The 19,568-nt window shown below is 46.3% G+C and carries 15 protein-coding genes; 12 read left to right on the top strand and 3 right to left on the bottom strand.

The window, feature by feature from the left end:
- Nucleotides 1-22: 22 nt before the first annotated feature.
- From nuoL to xerD, 6 genes are all read left to right on the top strand, one after another.
- Nucleotides 23-1,963 carry an NADH-quinone oxidoreductase subunit L gene (nuoL, locus tag BLU57_RS08405; RefSeq protein ID WP_090319125.1) on the top strand — a complete coding sequence of 647 codons (1,941 nt, stop codon included), beginning with the start codon at nt 23-25 and terminating at the stop codon, nt 1,961-1,963.
- A 78-nt stretch (nt 1,964-2,041) separates the two neighbouring features.
- Nucleotides 2,042-3,526: an NADH-quinone oxidoreductase subunit M gene (locus tag BLU57_RS08400; RefSeq protein ID WP_090319122.1), complete on the top strand. Its 1,485-nt coding sequence runs from the start codon at nt 2,042-2,044 to the stop codon at nt 3,524-3,526.
- Nucleotides 3,527-3,592: 66 nt separating this feature from the next.
- The gene (nuoN, locus tag BLU57_RS08395) at nt 3,593-5,038 is read left to right on the top strand and encodes an NADH-quinone oxidoreductase subunit NuoN (protein WP_090319119.1); all 1,446 of its coding nucleotides are present in this window, start codon (nt 3,593-3,595) and stop codon (nt 5,036-5,038) included.
- Nucleotides 5,039-5,300: 262 nt separating this feature from the next.
- On the top strand, nt 5,301-7,211 hold the full coding sequence (gene htpG, locus BLU57_RS08390; protein WP_090319115.1) for a molecular chaperone HtpG: 1,911 nt from the start codon (nt 5,301-5,303) through the stop codon (nt 7,209-7,211).
- 159 nt (nt 7,212-7,370) lie between these two features.
- Nucleotides 7,371-7,877 (top strand): methylated-DNA--[protein]-cysteine S-methyltransferase, encoded by a 507-nt coding sequence (locus tag BLU57_RS08385; protein WP_090319113.1) that lies wholly within the window; start codon nt 7,371-7,373, stop codon nt 7,875-7,877.
- Complete coding sequence (gene xerD, locus BLU57_RS08380; protein ID WP_090319110.1) at nt 7,864-8,775, top strand: site-specific tyrosine recombinase XerD; 912 nt, start codon at nt 7,864-7,866, stop codon at nt 8,773-8,775. The genes BLU57_RS08385 and xerD overlap by 14 nt, the downstream gene beginning before the upstream one ends.
- 20 nt (nt 8,776-8,795) lie before the next feature.
- On the opposite strand, the gene BLU57_RS08375 is transcribed toward xerD, so the two are convergent.
- A complete protein-coding gene (locus BLU57_RS08375; protein ID WP_090319195.1) occupies nt 8,796-9,269 on the bottom strand; it encodes a disulfide bond formation protein B in 474 nt (157 codons plus the stop codon).
- A gap of 154 nt (nt 9,270-9,423) precedes the next feature.
- Between BLU57_RS08375 and BLU57_RS08370 the strand changes: the two genes are divergently transcribed.
- Nucleotides 9,424-9,765 (top strand): hypothetical protein, encoded by a 342-nt coding sequence (locus BLU57_RS08370; protein WP_090319107.1) that lies wholly within the window; start codon nt 9,424-9,426, stop codon nt 9,763-9,765.
- A 25-nt stretch (nt 9,766-9,790) separates the two neighbouring features.
- Here BLU57_RS08370 and BLU57_RS08365 read toward each other — a convergent pair whose 3' ends face one another.
- The gene (locus BLU57_RS08365) at nt 9,791-10,165 is read right to left on the bottom strand and encodes a DUF423 domain-containing protein (protein ID WP_090319104.1); all 375 of its coding nucleotides are present in this window, start codon (nt 10,163-10,165) and stop codon (nt 9,791-9,793) included.
- Nucleotides 10,166-10,228: 63 nt separating this feature from the next.
- A complete protein-coding gene (gene xseA / locus BLU57_RS08360) occupies nt 10,229-11,575 on the bottom strand; it encodes an exodeoxyribonuclease VII large subunit (protein WP_090319192.1) in 1,347 nt (448 codons plus the stop codon).
- A gap of 359 nt (nt 11,576-11,934) precedes the next feature.
- Here xseA and BLU57_RS08355 point away from each other — a divergent pair, with 359 nt between their 5' ends.
- The 5 genes from BLU57_RS08355 to BLU57_RS08335 all read left to right on the top strand — a co-directional run bounded on the left by BLU57_RS08355 (nt 11,935) and on the right by BLU57_RS08335 (nt 19,528).
- A complete protein-coding gene (locus BLU57_RS08355; RefSeq protein ID WP_090319101.1) occupies nt 11,935-12,543 on the top strand; it encodes a MotA/TolQ/ExbB proton channel family protein in 609 nt (202 codons plus the stop codon).
- A 296-nt stretch (nt 12,544-12,839) separates the two neighbouring features.
- Nucleotides 12,840-13,664 carry an MlaA family lipoprotein gene (locus tag BLU57_RS08350; protein WP_090319098.1) on the top strand — a complete coding sequence of 275 codons (825 nt, stop codon included), beginning with the start codon at nt 12,840-12,842 and terminating at the stop codon, nt 13,662-13,664.
- Nucleotides 13,665-13,805: 141 nt separating this feature from the next.
- Nucleotides 13,806-15,809 (top strand): squalene--hopene cyclase, encoded by a 2,004-nt coding sequence (shc, locus tag BLU57_RS08345; RefSeq protein ID WP_090319095.1) that lies wholly within the window; start codon nt 13,806-13,808, stop codon nt 15,807-15,809.
- Nucleotides 15,800-16,498 (top strand): phosphorylase family protein, encoded by a 699-nt coding sequence (locus BLU57_RS08340; RefSeq protein WP_256334389.1) that lies wholly within the window; start codon nt 15,800-15,802, stop codon nt 16,496-16,498. Before shc ends, BLU57_RS08340 begins: the two co-directional genes overlap by 10 nt.
- A gap of 381 nt (nt 16,499-16,879) precedes the next feature.
- A complete protein-coding gene (locus tag BLU57_RS08335) occupies nt 16,880-19,528 on the top strand; it encodes a TonB-dependent receptor domain-containing protein (protein ID WP_218131654.1) in 2,649 nt (882 codons plus the stop codon).
- Nucleotides 19,529-19,568 lie beyond the last annotated feature (40 nt).

The raw sequence follows: 19,568 nt of genomic DNA, 5'->3' as shown, positions 1-19,568 counted from the left end.
TAATAAAAAATAATTGATCGAGATGCAAAAACTTTACTTATTGGTGCCGCTAGCTCCGTTGATCGGTGCGATTATCGCTGGATTATTCGGACGTTTCATAGGACCGACATGGAGCCATCGTGCGACTATCGGATTGGTTTTTGTTTCCTTAGTTGCATCGATCATTATTTTCATGGATGTCCTGGAAGGTAACAGCTATAACGGTAGTGTTTATACTTGGTTAATTTTAGGTGAAACGCGATTTGAAGTTGGTTTTTTAATCGACCAATTAACCGCAACCATGATGGTTGTAGTCAGCTTGGTTTCTCTTATGGTGCATATTTATACCATTGGGTATATGCATGACGATCCAGGTTATCAACGTTTCTTCAGTTATATCTCATTATTTACCTTTTCGATGATGATGCTGGTGATGTCGAATAATTTCTTACAGTTATTTTTCGGCTGGGAAGCAGTTGGCTTAGTTTCTTATTTATTAATTGGCTTTTGGTATACTCGACCGACTGCAATTTATGCTAATTTAAAGGCTTTTTTAGTTAACCGGGTTGGTGATTTTGGTTTTCTTCTAGGGATTGCGTTGGTGTTAATGCATTTTGGCACTTTGGATTATGCATCGGTTTTCGCACAAGCACCGGGAATAGTAGACGAGAAGATTGAATTAATTCCTGGTATGCCATGGCTGGTGATAACGCTGATCTGTATCCTGTTGTTTGTTGGTGCAATGGGTAAATCTGCGCAATTTCCATTGCATGTTTGGTTACCTGATTCCATGGAAGGTCCCACCCCGATTTCGGCATTGATCCATGCGGCTACTATGGTGACAGCAGGCATTTTCATGGTGGCACGCATGTCTCCTCTATTTGAATTGTCGGATACCGCATTAACAACAATTTTGATTATTGGCGGTATCACCACCTTATTTATGGCACTGGTTGCGGTGGTTCAGAATGATATCAAACGGGTTGTCGCGTATTCCACATTATCCCAATTAGGCTATATGACGGTTGCATTGGGTGCTTCTGCTTATTCGGCTGCGATTTTCCACTTGATGACTCATGCTTTCTTTAAAGCTGTTTTATTCTTAGGTGCGGGTTCTGTCATCATAGCCATGCATCATGAGCAGAATATGCAGAAAATGGGTGGACTTAAAAGTTATATGCCTATCACTTATTTGACGATGTTTATTGCTGCATTAGCAAGTTCCGGTGTGCCTGGTTTTTCCGGTTTCTTCTCTAAGGATGCAATCATTGAAGCTGTTCATTTTGCCAATATACCAGGTGCTGGTTTCGCTTATTTTTGTGTATTGGCTACGGTTTTTGTCACCGCATTGTATACATTCCGTTTGATATTCATGACGTTTCATGGTCAAACTCGAATGGATAAGCATACCAAAGATCATCTGCATGAATCACCTTGGGTGGTAACTTTGCCACTGATAGTACTTGCCGTACCGACAATTGCGGCGGGATGGTTTATCGGTCCGATCGTTTTTGGTGATTATTTTAATAATGTAATTCATGTCTTGCCGCAGCACGATGCGATAGTGAAACTGGGAGCAGAATTTACCGGAATCGGCGGCATGATGATGCATGCTTTATCGACGATACCTTTTTGGTTGTCAGTTGCGGGTATATTCACCGCTTGGTTTTTATATAACGTAAGAACGGATATTCCTGCAAAAATTAAAGCTCGCTGCGGTTTCTTATATAACTTGCTGGATCGTAAATACTACATTGATGAATTGTATTCATGGTTATTTGCGGGTGGTTCACGCGCTTTGGGGACAGCTCTATGGAAGTATGGCGACATTAAAGTGATTGATGGTTTCTTTGTGAATGGGGCAGCTCGAGTAGTTGCACTATCAGCAGCTTTGGTACGGCAGTATCAGACCGGTTATATCTATCATTATGCGTTCACTATGATTGTCGGTATATTTGTTATCTTGACGTTATGGCTTTACTAACTTTTAATTAAGTCGTGAATCCTAGATAGCAATGATTCGAATACGTAAATAAGTACTAACAAATAAAACGGAATAAGCATGTCGTTTGAATTCCCACTATTGAGCTTAATTATTTGGCTGCCTATTGTTTTTGGCATTGCCGTATTTACAACTGGAAACGATAGTAACGCGCAACTTGCTCGTTGGTTAGCGCTAGTAGGATCAATACTCGGTTTTCTAGTTGCAATTCCGCTGTATAGCAATTTTGATGTCACCACAGGTGCAATGCAGTTTGTGGAAAATCATGTCTGGTTTGAACGATTCAATGTGAATTATCACCTGGGAGTGGATGGCATATCGATGCCGCTCATTTTATTGAACTGTTTCATAACGCCACTGATTGTTGTAGCTGGCTGGGAAGTGATTAAAGAACGTGTATCTCAATATATGGGCGCGTTTCTCGTGATGTCCGGTATTGTGAATGGTGTTTTTGCTTCACTGGACGCCATTCTATTTTATGTGTTTTGGGAAGCTTCGTTGATTCCTATGTTTTTGATCATTGGTATCTGGGGTGGTCCTAATCGAGTTTATGCCGCGATCAAGTTTTTCCTGTATACCTTGCTCGGTTCCCTACTCATGCTGATCGCACTTATTTATTTGTATCAAACATCAGAAGGTAGTTTCTCGATAGAGGATTATCACAAACTGGCTATTCCACTGACACCGCAAATTTTTATTTTTATAGCGTTCTTGCTGGCTTTTGCAGTTAAAGTACCGATGTGGCCGGTGCATACCTGGTTACCGGATGCGCACGTGGAGGCGCCAACCGGAGGGTCTGTTGTTTTGGCGGCGATTCTGCTGAAGCTGGGAGGATATGGATTTCTACGTTTCTCATTACCAATTGCGCCCGATGCCAGCCTGTATTTGGCCGATATGATGATAGCGCTATCTCTAATAGCTGTTGTTTATATTGGTTTGATTGCACTGATGCAAGCTGACATGAAAAAATTGATTGCTTATTCATCTGTGGCGCATATGGGATTTGTGACCTTGGGTTTCTTTTTACTGAATACCTATGGAATAGAAGGCGCCATGGTGCAGATGATTTCGCATGGATTTATTTCCGGTGCTATGTTTCTTTGCGTCGGTGTGTTGTATGACCGGTTGCATTCTCGGCAAATTGCTGATTATGGTGGGGTAGTGAATAAAATGCCTGCATTTGCAGCGTTTTTTATGTTGTTCGCAATGGCAAATGCCGGGTTACCTGGAACAAGTGGTTTTGTAGGTGAATTCATGGTCATTATGAGTGCTGTCAAAGTTAATTTTTGGTATGCATTCTTGGCTGCAACTACGCTGATTTTTGGTGCGGCTTATACATTGTGGATGTATAAGCGGGTGATATTCGGTGCCGTCGCAAGTCCTGCAGTCGAAGGTTTGCAGGACATCTCCAAACGTGAATTTGCATTATTGGCCATCTTGGCTATTACCGTATTATGGTTTGGTGTGTATCCTTATCCGTTAACGGAGATCATGCATACAACAGTTGATCAATTGTTAACGCATGTTAACAACAGCAAACTGTAAATTAAACAATCCGAGACAATAATAATTCCTGATATAAGTATTTCCTCATATAAGGATTAAGAATTAATGAATTTTATACCGCCTGATTTTGCACCAGCTTCTTCTGAGATATTTATGCTCATCATGGTGTGTGTCGTTATGCTGGCTGATCTTGCTGCGGGTGACAGTCGACGCTATGTCGCTTATCTGTTGACGCAGGTAACGCTATTGGGTTGTGCGATACTGACCTTTGTATCATTTTCAACAGAAATTAAACACACTTTCCACGGAATGTATGTTGACGATACGATGGCCGATATCTTGAAACTGATGGTGTATGGCACTGTGTCGGCGGTACTCGTGTATTCTCATGCGTATATCAGTGATCGCGGTATGCTGCGAGGTGAATTTTTTAGCTTGATTTTGTTTGCAACCTTGGGAATGATGGTGATGATTTCCGCCAGTCATTTTCTAACGTTATATATTGGCTTAGAGTTACTTTCGTTATCGCTTTATGCATTGGTGGCATTAAGACGCGAGTCTATCGTTGCCACCGAAGCTGCCATGAAATTCTTTGTGTTAGGTGCTTTAGCATCCGGATTCTTGCTGTATGGCATGTCGATGGTTTACGGAGCAACCGGAACCTTGCATGTTTCTCAACTTGCTCAAATTATTCAGAGCGAAGCAAGTAGCAAGGAAGTACTGGTTGTTGGCTTGGTATTCATTGTAGCCGGGATTAGTTTCAAGCTTAGCGCTGCTCCTTTTCACATGTGGGCTCCCGATGTTTACCAAGGCTCTCCTACGGCGGTAACATTATTTATCGGTTCCGCACCCAAGTTGGCGGCATTTGGTTTTGTAATGCGTTTGCTGGTTGAAGGTATGGGTGAAATGGTCTCGGATTGGCAAGGTATGCTGGTGATTCTGGCTGTTCTGTCGATGGCTGTGGGTAATATTGCGGCAATCGCTCAAACTAATATCAAGCGCATGCTTGCGTACTCAACCATTTCTCATATGGGTTTCTTATTGCTTGGATTTATCAGTGCAGATTTCAACGGATATAGCTCTGCTTTATTCTATGTCATTGCTTATGTATTGATGACATTAGGCACTTTTGCCATGATCATGCTGTTGTGCCGGAGCGGATTCGAGGCTGAAAATATTGATGATTTCAAAGGACTCAGTAGAAGAAGTCCCTGGTATGCTTTCATTACGTTAATGTTGATGCTTTCGCTGGCAGGCATACCGCCAATGATCGGGTTTTATGCGAAATTTGCTGTGCTGCAAGCGGTTGTCAATGCGGGATATGTTTGGTTGGCAGTTGCTGCGGTATTGTTCTCACTGATTGGCGCATTTTACTATTTGCGCATAATCAAACTGATGTATTTTGATGAACCTGAAACAACAGAGCCGCTTGTACTTAACAGTGATGTGAAAATTCTGCTGAGCGCCAATGGTTTTGCTGTGTTAGCGCTGGGTATCTTCCCTCAATCTTTAATGGGATTGAGTCTTTACGCAATCCAGAACTCCATGTAGTAATCGAATCAATAAAGGACGTCTGCAGATAGATATCCTTGTGGTGATTGTATATAGTGACTACTCAAAGTAACGATCATGGTTAACTGAGTAGTCATTTCTTTTTGTTATTCCGTTCCAGCTTTTCTCAGCACTCAGTGTTTTGCAGAAAATGTTTTTGGAAAACTCACTAGATTAATAGAAAGCATTAATCTGTTATTAAGTCATCTTGAATTTCTCGATGTAATCCCCACAATCATGCAAAATATTTGAGGAGACAAACGTGCAAGCTGAAACAACCAAAGAACAATTAAGCTTCCAAACGGAAGCGAAGCAATTGCTAAAACTCATGATTCATTCCTTATACAGTAATAAGGAAATTTTCTTGCGTGAATTGATTTCAAATGCTTCCGATGCGGCTGATAAATTGCGTTTCGAGGGACTCACGGATGCGGCGCTGTATGAATCGGATTCCGATCTTAAAATCCGTGTGAGTTACGATGTTGACGAGCGAACAATCACCATTTCCGATAATGGCATTGGGATGTCGCGGCAAGAAGTTATTGACCATATTGGAACCATCGCGAAATCGGGTACTCGCGAATTCTTTAATTCTTTAACCGGTGATCAAGCTAAAGACGCGCATTTAATCGGTCAATTCGGTGTTGGCTTTTATTCCGCATTTATCATTGCCGATAAAGTCACTCTGGTCACCCGGCGCGCAGGATTGACTGAAGAGCACGGTGTGCGTTGGGAATCCAGTGGTGAGGGGGATTACACCCTGGAAACCATTGCAAAGCCTGGACGAGGTACCGACGTCATCCTGCATCTGCGCAAAGACGAAGATGAATTTCTCAATGGCATGCGCATTCGCAATATCATTCGCAAATATTCGGACCATATCACGCTGCCGATCGTAATGAAAAAGGAAGAGTGGTCGCAAGAAGAGAAGAAAAATACAATTACCGATGAAGATGAAAAGATTAACCAGGCTAATGCGCTGTGGGCGCGTTCCAAGAATGATATTACCACCGAGCAGTACAATGAATTTTATAAGCACGTGGCGCATGATTTTGAACCGCCGCTTGCGTATTTGCATGCGCGCGTAGAAGGTAAACAAGAGTACACACAGCTGCTGTATATTCCTGCGCGTGCGCCTTTTGACTTATTTGATCGCGAACGCCGGCACGGCATCAAGTTATATGTGCAGCGGGTATTTATTATGGATGATGTAGAAAAACTGCTGCCGAATTACCTGCGTTTTGTTCGTGGTGTGGTTGACTCTAATAATTTACCACTAAATGTGTCTCGTGAAATCTTGCAGGAATCCAAAGACATTGACTTAATCCGCGCTGGTGTGATTAAAAAAGTATTGGGTTTGATCGAAGACTTATCCAAAAACGAGGATGAAGAAGGAAAAGAAAAGTACAAAACTTTCTACCGGGAATTTGGCCAAGTTCTAAAAGAAGGTGTTGGAGAAGATTTTTCTAACCGTGAGCGCATCGCGAAATTATTGCGTTTTATTACCACGCAGAGCGATGTTGATGAGCCAACGATTTCGCTGGAAGCTTATGTGCAGCGCATGAAAGAAGGGCAGGAAAAGATTTATTACGTAACGGCAGATAGCCTGAAAGCAGCTAAAAATAGTCCTCACTTGGAAGTGTTCCGTAAGAAAGGCATTGAAGTGTTATTACTATCGGATCGGGTGGATGAATGGCTGGTCAGTAATCTAACTGAGTTTGAGGGTAAGCCGTTGCAATCAGTTGCCAAAGGTGGTTTGGATCTGGGAAATCTGGAAGATGAAACCGAAAAAGAAGAACGTGAAAAAGAAACCAACGCCTTCCAGGAATTAACAGAAAAAATGAAACAAACACTCAGTGAACAAGTAAAAGATGTGCGTGTTACTTTTCGTTTGACTGAATCGCCCGCTTGTCTCGTTGCAGATACCTATGATATGAGCGGTAATTTGGAAAGATTGCTGAAATCAGCAGGACAAAATGTGCCTCATGCCAAACCTATCCTGGAAATCAATCCGCATCATCCGATGGTGCAGCGATTGAAAAATGAGGTCGAAAATTTCGAAGATTGGAGCCATTTATTATTTGATCAGGCTTTGCTGGCGGAAGGTGGTCAGCTCGAAGATCCAGCTGCTTTCGTGAAAAGGCTTAACGAATTGTTGCTACTGAAATCCTAAGTTTAATTCTGCTTCTCTACTCTCGATAATCTTCCGGCATCATTGAGTTGATGCCGGAAGATTCAAATTTCTTCTGAAACTTCTATGTATTCCAACTGTCCATTCTTGAGACACAATAAATAGTATTCAACAATTTTTCAGTTAATAGCCGGGCACACAGTGGGTAGATCAATAAGAAATCAGGTCGTTGACGATTCGATCAAATCATATCAGGCTAAACTACTCGCACCATTTGCTGTTCTCGGTATCCGAACAGAAGAAGATTGGCTTACGGCCATTGATTATTTGCCCGTTGATACACCACTATTAGCACCACAGACATTGTTAGCAAGAGAAGTATGCCGACAACTACAAGCCTATCTCAACGAGCCTGATTTTGTCTTTGATTTAAGTTTGCATATCAGCGGTACGACCCACCAACAGCGTGTCTGGCAAGCAATTCAGGCAATTCCGAGTGGAGTAACCAGCAGTTATGCGGAAATTGCAACGCAGCTCCATTCCGCACCTAGAGCAGTAGGACGGGCATGCGGTGCTAACCGGATTCCGATTGTAATACCCTGCCATCGGGTTATCGCTAAAAATGGCGGATTAGGAGGCTTTATGAATGCGAGCGAAGGCAACCCTTTAGAAATAAAGCGTTGGTTGTTGCGCCATGAGAGCACCTGAACTGAACGCCGGTTTGCTCGACGAATTTTCCGATGCCTTATGGTTGGAAGATGGTTTGTCGCGTAATACACTGGATAGCTATCGTAATGATTTGCAGTTGTTTGGTGAGTGGCTCAGAAAACGCAATCAAGATAACAGCGTGCTAACCGATGCTACGCACTCCGATTTGCTTGAATTTCTAGCATCCAGAGTATCTGCCAAGATTAAAGCCAGCACAACTAGCCGTGAATTATCCAGCCTGAAGCGTTTCTATCGTTTTTTATTGCGCCAGGGAAAAATTACTACGGATCCTAGTCTCAATATTGAAACACCTAAATTGCAGCGCAGCTTGCCGGAAAGTTTGACTGAGAAAGAAGTCGATCTGTTGTTGAGTGCTCCCGACTTGCAGCACCCCCTTGGCTTGCGTGATCGTGCAATGCTGGAGGTGTTGTATGCCAGCGGATTGCGTGTATCCGAATTGATCAATTTAAGGTACTCACAAGTAGGCATGGATATGGGGGTTTTGCGGGTCATGGGCAAAGGTAGAAAGGAGCGCCTTGCGCCGCTAGGGGAAGAGTCTCTCGAATGGCTAAGCCGCTATACCAAAGAAGCCAGACCTGCGCTGTTGAACGGTATTGTTACAGATACCATATTTGTCACAGCGCGCGGTGCAGCCATGACGCGTCAAGCATTCTGGTACCTCATCAAACGCTATGCGCTGATTATTGGGATTGATAAACAACTATCTCCGCATACTTTGCGTCACGCCTTTGCCACACACCTATTGAATCATGGCGCCGATTTGCGTGTTGTACAGCTGTTGTTAGGTCATGCTGATATCTCCACGACGCAGATTTACACGCATATTGCACGTGAGCGTCTGAAGCAGTTGCATGCCAAGCACCATCCGCGGGGGTAGTTTCCGGTTGTAATCCGGTGTTATTTTTTGGCTAGTAGTACATAAAGTGCCAGAATTCCAAGTCCCGCAAAAGCGATTAGCGACCAATCCGGAATGGTCAGTGTTAAAAATTCCCAATCGATGTTGGCACAATCGCCATTAGCCTCAAACATTCCGGGCCACCAACCAGCAATCGGTAAGGAGTTTAGAAAAGCCTCTTCCGGACTGATACCACATTCAAATGCCTCCGGAAATCGTATTAACCACGCATGCCGTGCGGCAATGACTGCGCCCGTCAGCGCGAATGCGCTCAACAAAAAACCATAAATACGCCGTCCGATCACTCCTGGATTATGCAGAAACGCCATCAGCGCAGTCAATCCTAACATCCAGTAAGCAACGCGTTGTGCCACACATAATGGACAAGGCAGCAACCCTTCTATATGCTGCAAGTACTGCGCGTAGCCTAGAAGACCGATACAGCAAAGCAGAATGAATAAGAATAATGGTCTCATCTTGTTTCTTTCCTCAATCGAATTGATCACTTAGTTTATCCACAAAATATTTGTGGATTTCAGATAGTTTGCTATGATGAACATATTCAGTCTATCGAATATTTAGAGTAGCACTGGAATTTACTTTTCATTTATTCAATCGAGGAAATTTACCATGCGAACAAAGATATTGATCATAACGATGATTACCTCTACTTTATTTGTTTCAAATGTGTCTATTGCAGAATTAGGAAAAATGGATAAAGCTGAAGCTCAAGCTACAACTAAATTTGATCATATCGGATTAGCTGAGATGTATGAGAAAGAAGCTAACGAGATGACTGCAAAAGCCAAGGTGCAAAAAGAATTATTAGAAGAATATCAGCGTCATAGCGAGTATTACGGTCGAGAAGGTCAAGATTTCCAGTCGCACCATGATGCTTTATTACGGGAATATACAAAAGCAGCGGAACGAAATGCAGAGATGGCTGCCTCACACCGGAAAATGGCTAAGTAAGCTGGAAAATGTGTGGGCGGTCATTTCATTTTTCTTTCCAGATCGCATAAGCCAGCAATATCCAGGCGGTGAGAAATGAAACACCACCGAATGGTGTAATCATGCCAAGTGCCCTGGTTCCGGTTACGCTCAGTGCGTAAAGACTGAAACTGAACAGCACAATGCCTGCCATCATCAACCAGCCGGATACCGGCATTAACCGGGATTTTGGGAAATGCAGCAGGAGCAAGCCGATGACAATAATTCCAAAGGCGTGATAAAAATGGTACTGCACACCGGTATGATAAACCGACAGCATATCGGCTGATAAAAACTGCTTTAAGCCATGTGCGCCGAAAGCACCCAATGCAATGCATAAAACCGTATTCAGTGTACCCAGGATCAGAAAAGTTTTTGGCATCGATTGTTCGTCCTTGTTGTTCTTGTTAAGTAAGAGAAGCGAGAATTAAATGCGCGCGTTATGTCAAGAATCACCGGTTTTCGTGATATCCGCTTCGCACGTTCCGTGCGCAAATTTTACCTGAATTCGATCGCCGTAATGAACTTGTTTGCTGTCACGAACGATGATGCTGTTTGCGGCATACGTGATGCTGTACCCGCGTTCCAAAACCGATTGCGGATTTAGATGACATAATTGCGCGTGCACATGGTGCAGCTCAATCGCCAAGGTTTCGAAATAGCGCGTATAGGCCGCACGAAAACGTGCAATCAGTTCTTTTTGCTGTCTTTCCATGTCGGTAATATTGGGGCTTGCTGCCATCAAGCGCTGATTGAATTCGAGTAACCTCCATTGCTTCCTTTCCATTTGATGCGCCCAAGTTGTGCTGAAGCGGTCTTGCAGATGCTGCAAATGAATGGATTGCTGTTTAATACGATCGCCCGGATGAATTAAACGATGCGACAGCATATCGGTACGCTGCATCGCATTTTCTATGCGATGCAGCGTAATGCGGTACATGCGCTGGTGCAATGCATTCAGGTGCTGGCTTAATTCCTGATGATCCCGGCTGGCTAGTTCAGCGGCTGCCGTTGGCGTGGGGGCGCGAATGTCGGCAACAAAATCCGCGATGGTAAAATCAGTTTCATGCCCGACGCCGCTGATAACCGGAATGTCACTGGCAGCTATGGCGGATGCAACGATTTCTTCGTTGAATGCCCACAAATCTTCAATACTACCGCCGCCGCGGCACAGTATTAGCACATCACATTCTGCGCGCCGGTTTGCAACTGCTATAGCCTCTGCAATGGTGTTGGCGGCAGCTTTACCTTGTACCAGCGCCGGGTAGATGATCACCGGTAAGAATGGCATGCGCCGCCGCAATGTTGTTAGTACGTCGCGCAGCGCGGCCGTATCCGGGGAGGTGACGATACCAATTTGTTTGGGGAATGTGGGTAACGGTTTTTTCTTGATCGGATCAAACAATCCGGCTTTCTCCAGTTTGGCTTTAAGCTGCTCGAATGCTGCAAATAACTCACCCAGCCCGGCGCGCCGCATTGTTTCAACATTGAGCTGAAAATCGCCGCGTGGTTCATAGAGGGTGACAAGTGCAAGCACTTCAACCTGCATGCCATCTTTCGGTTGCCAATCGATATATTGATTTCTGTGACTGAATAGCACACAACGGATTTGCGCACCGCTGTCCTTGAGGGAAAAATACCAGTGGCCGGACTGATAGCACTTCAAATTCGAGATCTCGCCTCTGATCCACAGCAGTGGAATATTTTGTTCCAGGAATAGCTTGGTGCTGCTGTTTAGTTCGCTGACGGTCAGCACTTTATGCGTAAGATTCGAAATTGGAAATAGATTTATCATGGAGTTAGGCAATCTTCACCTGCTGATCGGAGCGGAGTCAGTGTAGCGTTTAAGTCCTGGAGAATGCTATAATTTTAAAGTAAATTATTGTTTATTAAACAGTATCGTTCGAGATTAAAAAATAATCAAACTAGAAAAAATGTTTGAATTGGGCAACTTAATTCTCGTATTGGTTACATACTCACAAACTTATCCACAGAAATTGTGGATAGAAAATCGGGTATTTTTTGCAGCAAGGCGGCGATCACGATACATTGCATGCCGAATCCAGCATCGTTATGAAATCAATTAATCGGGTAATATAGTAAGCCACAGAATAATACCCGGATCAATATAGAGAGTGAGGAGATTATCACGTGTTATCGTTAATTCAAGCAGCCGGATGGCCGATCTGGCCGATCATCATTGCTTCTGTCGTGGCTTTGGGCATCATTGGGGAACGTATGTGGACATTGCGGCTACGTGTTGTTTCACCAAAGGAATTACTGCCCAGGGTGTTAAACGAATATAAACGCAATGGTGTGAATGCAGAGATGCTGGCGCGTTTACAACAGCATTCGCCGCTGGGACAAATTCTTGCCGCCGGGCTTAAAAATGTTAAAAGCACCCGCGAGGTGATGAAAGAATCCATCGAAGAATCGGGCCGGGTGATCGCACACGATCTGAATCGCTATTTAACAACTTTGGGGACGATTGCCGCACTGAGTCCTTTGATGGGTTTGTTTGGAACATTAGTGGGTATGATCGAGATTTTCGGCTCGAATTCTCCAACGGGTAGCAATCCGGCGCAACTCGCGTACGGAATTTCAGTGGCTTTATATAATGCGGCTTTCGGGATACTGGTGGCGATTCCCAGCATGATTTTCTACCGTCATTTCCGTGCCAAAGTCGACGACATTGTCATAGAAATGGAATTGCAGGCCTTGAAGCTGGTTGAAATGGTTCACGGGGAACGGGAGAGCTGAGTAGTATGCTCCCAAATGCGCATCTTCTAACAGGATTAATCCGCGGTTATACAAGGATTATCCGGTCATAAACCGGAATGGCAGAGGTAGCAAAAACATGTCAGCAAAGTAGTAGTGTATACTTCGGCTGGATTAATTTTTGACTGGAAAAATGGCATTGGAACAGCCGGGGAGGGATAGTAATGGGAACTCGCCGTTATCAGTTGATTCACAAACCAGAAGTGCATTTGCTCAAACTACCCGCAAGGCTGATCAATAGTTTTCTGATATGAAATGCATGATTGTTTTACACGCACATGAATGAGAATATTCGCATCTTGAGAAATACAAACTCGATAATTAATCATGACTACCTGATGGTTATCTTGCTGTTTATTGGCATTATTGTGTTGCAAGGTTGCGCATCAGCTCCAAAGAATAGCAGTCAGGACTTGGATCCGGCCGATCCGCACGAAAACATTAATCGCGCTTCGTATGATATTACCGACAAAGTGGATCGGACCGTGTTTGTGCCGATTGTGAATGCCTACATTGACTATGTTCCCAATGCTGCGCAGCGGTCGATCGGAAATTTCTACGATAATTTGTCTTATCCTAACGTTGTGCTGAATTCTTTTCTGCAGGGAAAAGTGACGCAGGGTGCCTCGGATACCTTACGTTTTTTTGTGAATTCAACGGTCGGCATGTTCGGGCTTTTTGATATGGCGACGCATATGGGGCTACAAAAGCATGACGAGGATTTCGGCCAAACGTTGGGTGTTTGGGGAGTAAATCCCGGATCTTATCTGTTTATTCCGCTCGTGGGACCCAGCAGTGAGCGTGATGTCACGAATATTCCCGTCGGTATTTTCACCAATGTGCTTTTTTATGCCGGTCTTGTGGTGGGTTCCTACTTCGCGGCTCCTTTGACCATTCTGGGTGCGATCGATAAGCGCGCGCGTTTGATCGGTCCGATGCGGATTCGCGATGAAGCTGCAATCGACCCCTATTTGTTTGTGCGGGAAGCCTCGTTGCAGCAACGCGAGTTTCTTGTGCATGATGGCAAACTGCCATTAGATCTTTATGACTATGAGCATTTTCAGGATAATCCTTTTGATAAAGACGGAAAAAAGCAAAAGTAATGAGTCAGTGTGATCATCGTTTCATGGCTTTTGCAGCGAAGCATCGACAGGCTGCTGCTCTTATTTAGAAATAAAATCAGTTTGGATCGCAGCAAGTGTTTTATCCATTGGGTAATTTGTAACGTACAGTGTTAGGAATATATGGACGGACTTCAGAGAGTAGCGAATCTATCGCAGCAACAAAGTGATTTTACGGTTAACGGTGAAACCCCTGAATCGGATACGGCAACAACCCTGAATCAGGATGGCATCAACACCGCCGAGCTGGAAACGAAGTTTAACCAAGCTCGCTCAGCCATGCTGGCGTTACAAAATCCGGATGGACACTGGTGTTTTCCATTGGAAGCGGATTGCACGATTCCGGCCGAGTATATTTTAATGATGCACTTCATGGATGAGATCGATGTGATTTTGGAAAACAAGATCGCCCGTTTTATCCGTGACAAGCAGGACATGACGCACGGCGGCTGGCCGCTCTATTATGGCGGCGCGTTTGATATCAGCTGCACGATCAAGTCGTATTATGCGTTGAAGCTGGTGGGAGATTCGACTGATGCGCCGCACATGGTACGTGCACGGGAAGCTATTATGGAACGTGGCGGTGCTGCCAAAGCCAATGTGTTCACGCGCTTGTTGCTAGCCATGTACGATCAGATCCCGTGGCATGGCGTGCCGGTGGTGCCGTCGGAACTGGTGCTGTTGCCAAGCTGGTTTCCTTTTCATATCAGCAAAGTTTCGTACTGGTCACGTACCGTGATGATACCGCTATCTATTCTGTGCACCATGAAAGCGCGCGCGATCAATCCGCGTAAAGTGAATATTCGCGAATTGTTTATCGTGCCGCCGGAAGAGGAAAAAAATTATTTTCCCAGAGCGGATACCGTTCTGAAGCGTGCGTTTATGCTGGTTGAGCGTATTCTGTCGCGTGTGGAGCCGAAGCTGCCGCAATCAATCCGGCAATATTCGATCCGCAAAGCGGAACGCTGGACGCTTGAACGTCTGAATGGCGAATGCGGTATTGGTGCGATTTTCCCGGCTATGGTCAATGCGCATGAAGCATTGACGTTGTTGGGCTATGCCTATGATCACCCCAATCGGGTGCAATGCCGTAACGCGCTGCGTGGATTGCTGGTCGATGAAGGCGAGCGCATTTGGTGTCAGCCCTGTACATCGCCGGTATGGGATACGGTATTGACCAGCTTGGCATTGCAGGAAGATCCAACCACCGGTCAGGAGCCGGTATTGAAAGCATTGGATTGGCTGGTTGAACAGCAGGTTCTGGACGAGCCGGGCGACTGGCGCGACAAACGCCCCGAATTGTTGGGCGGCGGCTGGGCATTTCAGTACGCTAATCCGCACTATCCGGATCTGGACGATACAGCCGCTGTAGCATGGGCATTGGATCAAGGTGGCGCGGAGCGGCATCACAAATCCTTGGAGCGCGCGGCCAATTGGCTGGCAGGCATGCAATCGCGTAATGGCGGCTTTGCTGCTTTCGATATTGATAACACGCATCACTATTTGAATGAAATTCCTTTCGCCGATCATGGCGCTCTGATCGATCCGCCTACCAGCGATGTGACCGCGCGTTGTGTCGGTTTGCTGGGAAAATACGGCAGACACCAGCTCGAAGTGTGGCGCGGCATCAGCTTTTTGTTGCGCGAACAGGAGCAAGACGGTTCCTGGTTCGGGCGCTGGGGCACTAATTATATTTATGGCACATGGTCAGTGCTGGAAGCTTTCCAGCTGGCCAAGTTCGATATGCAACACCACTCGGTGCGCCGCGCCGTGAAGTGGTTGGAATCGGTGCAAAGAGCCGATGGCGGCTGGGGCGAAACCAATGATTCTTATTTGGATAAGCAGCTGGCGGGGCGGTTTCCCGAAACCAGCACGGCATTCCAGACCGCTTGGGCTGTATTGGGCTTAATGGCAGCGGGTGAAGTCAACAGCGAGTCGGTTCGCAGAGGAATTAATTATCTGTTGCACAATCAATCCAGCGATCACTTGTGGGAAGATCCTTGGTTTACCGCGCCTGGCTTCCCGCGCGTGTTCTATTTGCGCTATCACGGTTATTCAAAATTCTTCCCGATATGGGCGCTGGCGCGTTACCGTGCGCTGACCAGAACAGTCGCCGCGTGCGTGTAACCGGACTGGTGACAGCCTTACGGGCTGAAGCCAGTTGCATATCACCGGCGCGAATTCCATTCAATCAAATGGTGCAGCTGAATGACCATGCGCGTTTGTGGTTAAGCGGCATGGGCGCGCAGGCTGCGGGTGCGGCAGCCGAAGGGTTGTATCAACAGGGTACGATGGCGCTGGTGAGCTTTGGTGTTGCCGGTGCGCTGGATTCGACCCTAAAACCAGGCGACTTGGTTTTGCCGGATGTCATACACGCAGGTGAGCAGTTGTCGGTTGATCTGGCATGGCGTGACCGGTTGCAAAGTTTACTGCCCACGGATATTACCGTCGTCAACGGCGGCTTGGCGGACAGTGCCGTGCCGCTGACGGATGAAAAAGCCAAGCGAAATCTGGCGCAAGCAACAGGCGCCTGTGCGGTGGATATGGAAAGCGCCGCCGTGGCGCATGTGGCAGCGACAGCAGGTATTCCGTTCATCGCCGTGCGCGCCATTATCGATCCGGTTCATTTCTCCCCACCGGAAGCATTGCTCGGTGCCGTGTATCCCGATGGCGGCGTGAATCCGCTGCGCCTCACGGCATTGCTGCTGAAACGCTCGGTTCGTATCGGTACATTGCTGCAAATGGGTGCCGGTATGCGTGCGGCACGCAAAACTTTATCAAAGGTTATTCAATCCGCCGGTACAGGGTTGGCCTGAATCTAAGCCGGTGCCATTGATCTTGACTCTGTTTGAGCCGGCCGGGCATTGTCACTTGCCGCTGTCTATCCGAATCACATCCGATAATCATACTGTGTTACAGAATAAGTAACTGATCAGAATTGTATTTTTCTAATCAGGGTCGTTCCCGGCTCTTTGGGAAAATTCTGGCAGTTTGTATTTTTCCCTATCCAAATAATCATTCCGATCCAGTTCTAGGTTAAGTGTGACAAATTGCCGCTGTGGCAATTTGTCACTTTCGTACCCTCTTGGGTTAAGAAGATAATGGCAATTATCTTTAGCTCAAATCTCAAGCAGATGCCGCAAGTTACTCAAAAATATGAGAAACGATCGACCATGATCCTCGCATTCGGATCACTCATGCTGTTATCTTTTTTCCTGCCGCAAAACCCAGCAATGATGCTTGTCATTAACAGTGATTGGCACGACGGTTTTCATCATCCATTGGAAGGGTGGGATCATATTTTGACCATGATTGCGGTGGGAATATGGGCCGCGCAATCGCGCGGGCAAGCTGTCTGGGTATTACCCCTGGTATTTGCCAGCGTCATGAGTCTTGGCGGATTTGCCGGTGCAGTGGACATCGCACTACCTTATACCGAAAACATCATTCTGTTGTCCGTTCTGCTACTCAACGTATTCGTTATCCGGAAAATTCAATTTAGCGCCTCGTTTAATATTCTGATTATCGCGCTTTTTGCTTTTTTTCATGGCTACGCGCATGGCCAGGAAATATCGGCTTCCGCCAGTCTGATTTCCTATACCGCCGGATTTGTATTCGCCACCTTGCTACTGCACGGGACCGGCATACTGATTGCACGATTAGTGGTATTGGCATTGGCCTTTTCCGTCGGTAACAACGTGCAAGCTCAAGAAGCTGCTGAATTGATCAATGCGACCCCGAAGGCGATGACGGAAATTAAGCCTGAAAGCGGCAAAGCAAAATTGGTGGTATTCAACGAGATGCGCGTGACTGAGCGGGCCAATTCAATGATAGGTATCGCTGACAGCGCTTCTCAAGGTAACGTGGGGCAAGCCCAGATCAAATTCCGGCCGATTACGCGCCCGGCGGAAGTGCTGGAAACCATTCCCGGTATGATTGCCACACAGCACAGCGGCGAAGGTAAAGCCAATCAATTTTTTCTACGTGGATTCAATCTCGATCACGGCACCGATTTTCTAACCCAGATTGAAGGCGTGCCGGTCAATCAATTATCGCATTCCCACGGACAAGGCTGGACGGATACCAATTTTCTCATCCCTGAGCTGATCGAAACGCTGGAATACAAAAAAAGCATTCACTATGCCGAGAATGGAGATTTTTCCAGTACCGGTTCGGCCAATATCCGCTATTTTAAAAAGCTGCCGGAAACCATGGTCAGATTCACGGGAGGCAGCTTTGATTATTACCGCGGATTGATCGCCAGTTCCCGCGCATTAGGAACAGGTAATTTGTTGTATGCGGGAGAAATCGTGCACAACAATGGCCCGTGGACGGTTGGCAACGATTATTTGAAGTTTAACGGTCTGTTGCGATACAGCCAGGAGTATGGCAATCATGGCTGGAGTGTAACTGCCATGGCCACGAAGTCCGATTGGAAAGCGACCGATCAGATTGCCAGGCGCGCGCTTCAACAAGGCATCATCGGCCGCTTCGATGCGCTCGATCCTACCGATGGCGGCAGCAGCCAGCGTTATAGTCTGACCGGTGAATGGCATCACCGGGGGGAGAACAGTATCACCAAGTTAATGGTTTACGGGGTGAATTCCAAGCTGAGTCTGTTCTCAAACTTCACATTCTTTCTGGATGACAATGAGCACACCAACCTTGCCGGTTGTGCCGGTTTAACTGGATTGGATTCAGGGAGACAATTCAATCCAGCTCTTTTTAATACATGTGGCGATCAATTCGGCCAACCGGATGATCGTTGGACAACCGGCTTCAAAGGCAGCCATACGATTTTTCACACCATCGGTTCTGTTGATTCGGAAACCACCTTCGGCTTGCAAGTGCGTAACGATAATATTCACAACGCACTGACCAGAACGCATGCGCAAAGAAGAACCGGCATCACGCGCCAGGATACCCTATGGGTAACCAGTATCAGTCCGTACGCAGAAAACAAGCTGACCTGGACGGACTGGTTACGCACCAGTTTGGGGCTACGTTTCGACGGTTTCCGCTTTGATGTTGATCGCAGCAATATCAGACAAAACATGGGCGAACGCTACGATGGCTTGGTCAGCCCTAAATTTGGCATGGTTCTCGGACCTTGGGCGGATACCGAGTTTTATCTGAATGGCGGTCTTGGGTTTCATAGCAACGATGCGCGTGGCATCAACACCCGCATCGATCCGCTAAGTGGTGATTCCGTTCGGCGTGCCGATCCGCTGGTCCGTACTTACGGCGCGGAGGTTGGTGCACGCATGGTGCGGATTAAAGGATTGCAAAGCACGTTGGCGTTGTGGTGGCTGGATATTGACTCGGAGCTGCTATTTGTCGGGGATGCCGGCACGACGGAGGCCAGCCGTCCTAGCCGCCGCTACGGGCTTGAGTTTGCAAATTACTATTCGCCGACGGACTGGCTGACCTTTGACGCCGATGTCAGTTTCTCCCATGCACGTTTCCGCAATAAAGTACCGGATGAAGGTAATTATGTGCCGAATTCGGTCGAGGCCGTAGTTGCAACCGGCGCGACTTTTCATCATGTTTTTGGCGGTTTTTTCGGTGGCCCCCGGTTACGTTTCTTAGGGCCGCGGCCTTTAGTCGAAGACAACAGTAGACGCTCGGATTCCACGATTCTGCTGTCTGCCATGCTCGGTTATGAAGTCAACAGAAAATTAAGCTTGCAGGCCGAGGTGTTCAATATGCTCGATCGTAACGATCCTGCGATCACTTATTTTTATACGTCGCGGCTGCCCGGTGAATCAGCTGACGGCGTAAGGGATTTTCACTTTCATCCGGTAGAACCGGTGAGTTTCCGCTTGAGCTTCACATTGAAAATTTAAATTGATCCGGGATACCCGGAATTCATCACCAAAGGGGGGA

The organism is Nitrosomonas oligotropha, assembly GCF_900106555.1.
Taxonomy (GTDB): domain Bacteria; phylum Pseudomonadota; class Gammaproteobacteria; order Burkholderiales; family Nitrosomonadaceae; genus Nitrosomonas; species Nitrosomonas oligotropha_A.
This window is presented reverse-complemented; position numbering and strand designations above follow the sequence as displayed.

What these genes read in the sequence shown, in the direction of transcription:
- nuoL (WP_090319125.1), top strand. Translation starts at nt 23, where the DNA reads ATGCAAAAACTTTACTTATTGGTGCCGCTAGCTCCGTTGATCGGTGCG.
- BLU57_RS08400 (WP_090319122.1), top strand. Translation starts at nt 2,042, where the DNA reads ATGTCGTTTGAATTCCCACTATTGAGCTTAATTATTTGGCTGCCTATT.
- nuoN (WP_090319119.1), top strand. Translation starts at nt 3,593, where the DNA reads ATGAATTTTATACCGCCTGATTTTGCACCAGCTTCTTCTGAGATATTT.
- xerD (WP_090319110.1), top strand. Translation starts at nt 7,864, where the DNA reads ATGAGAGCACCTGAACTGAACGCCGGTTTGCTCGACGAATTTTCCGAT.
- BLU57_RS08375 (WP_090319195.1), bottom strand. Translation starts at nt 9,269, where the DNA reads ATGAGACCATTATTCTTATTCATTCTGCTTTGCTGTATCGGTCTTCTA.
- BLU57_RS08370 (WP_090319107.1), top strand. Translation starts at nt 9,424, where the DNA reads ATGCGAACAAAGATATTGATCATAACGATGATTACCTCTACTTTATTT.
- BLU57_RS08365 (WP_090319104.1), bottom strand. Translation starts at nt 10,165, where the DNA reads ATGCCAAAAACTTTTCTGATCCTGGGTACACTGAATACGGTTTTATGC.
- BLU57_RS08350 (WP_090319098.1), top strand. Translation starts at nt 12,840, where the DNA reads ATGAATGAGAATATTCGCATCTTGAGAAATACAAACTCGATAATTAAT.
- shc (WP_090319095.1), top strand. Translation starts at nt 13,806, where the DNA reads ATGGACGGACTTCAGAGAGTAGCGAATCTATCGCAGCAACAAAGTGAT.
- BLU57_RS08335 (WP_218131654.1), top strand. Translation starts at nt 16,880, where the DNA reads ATGCTGTTATCTTTTTTCCTGCCGCAAAACCCAGCAATGATGCTTGTC.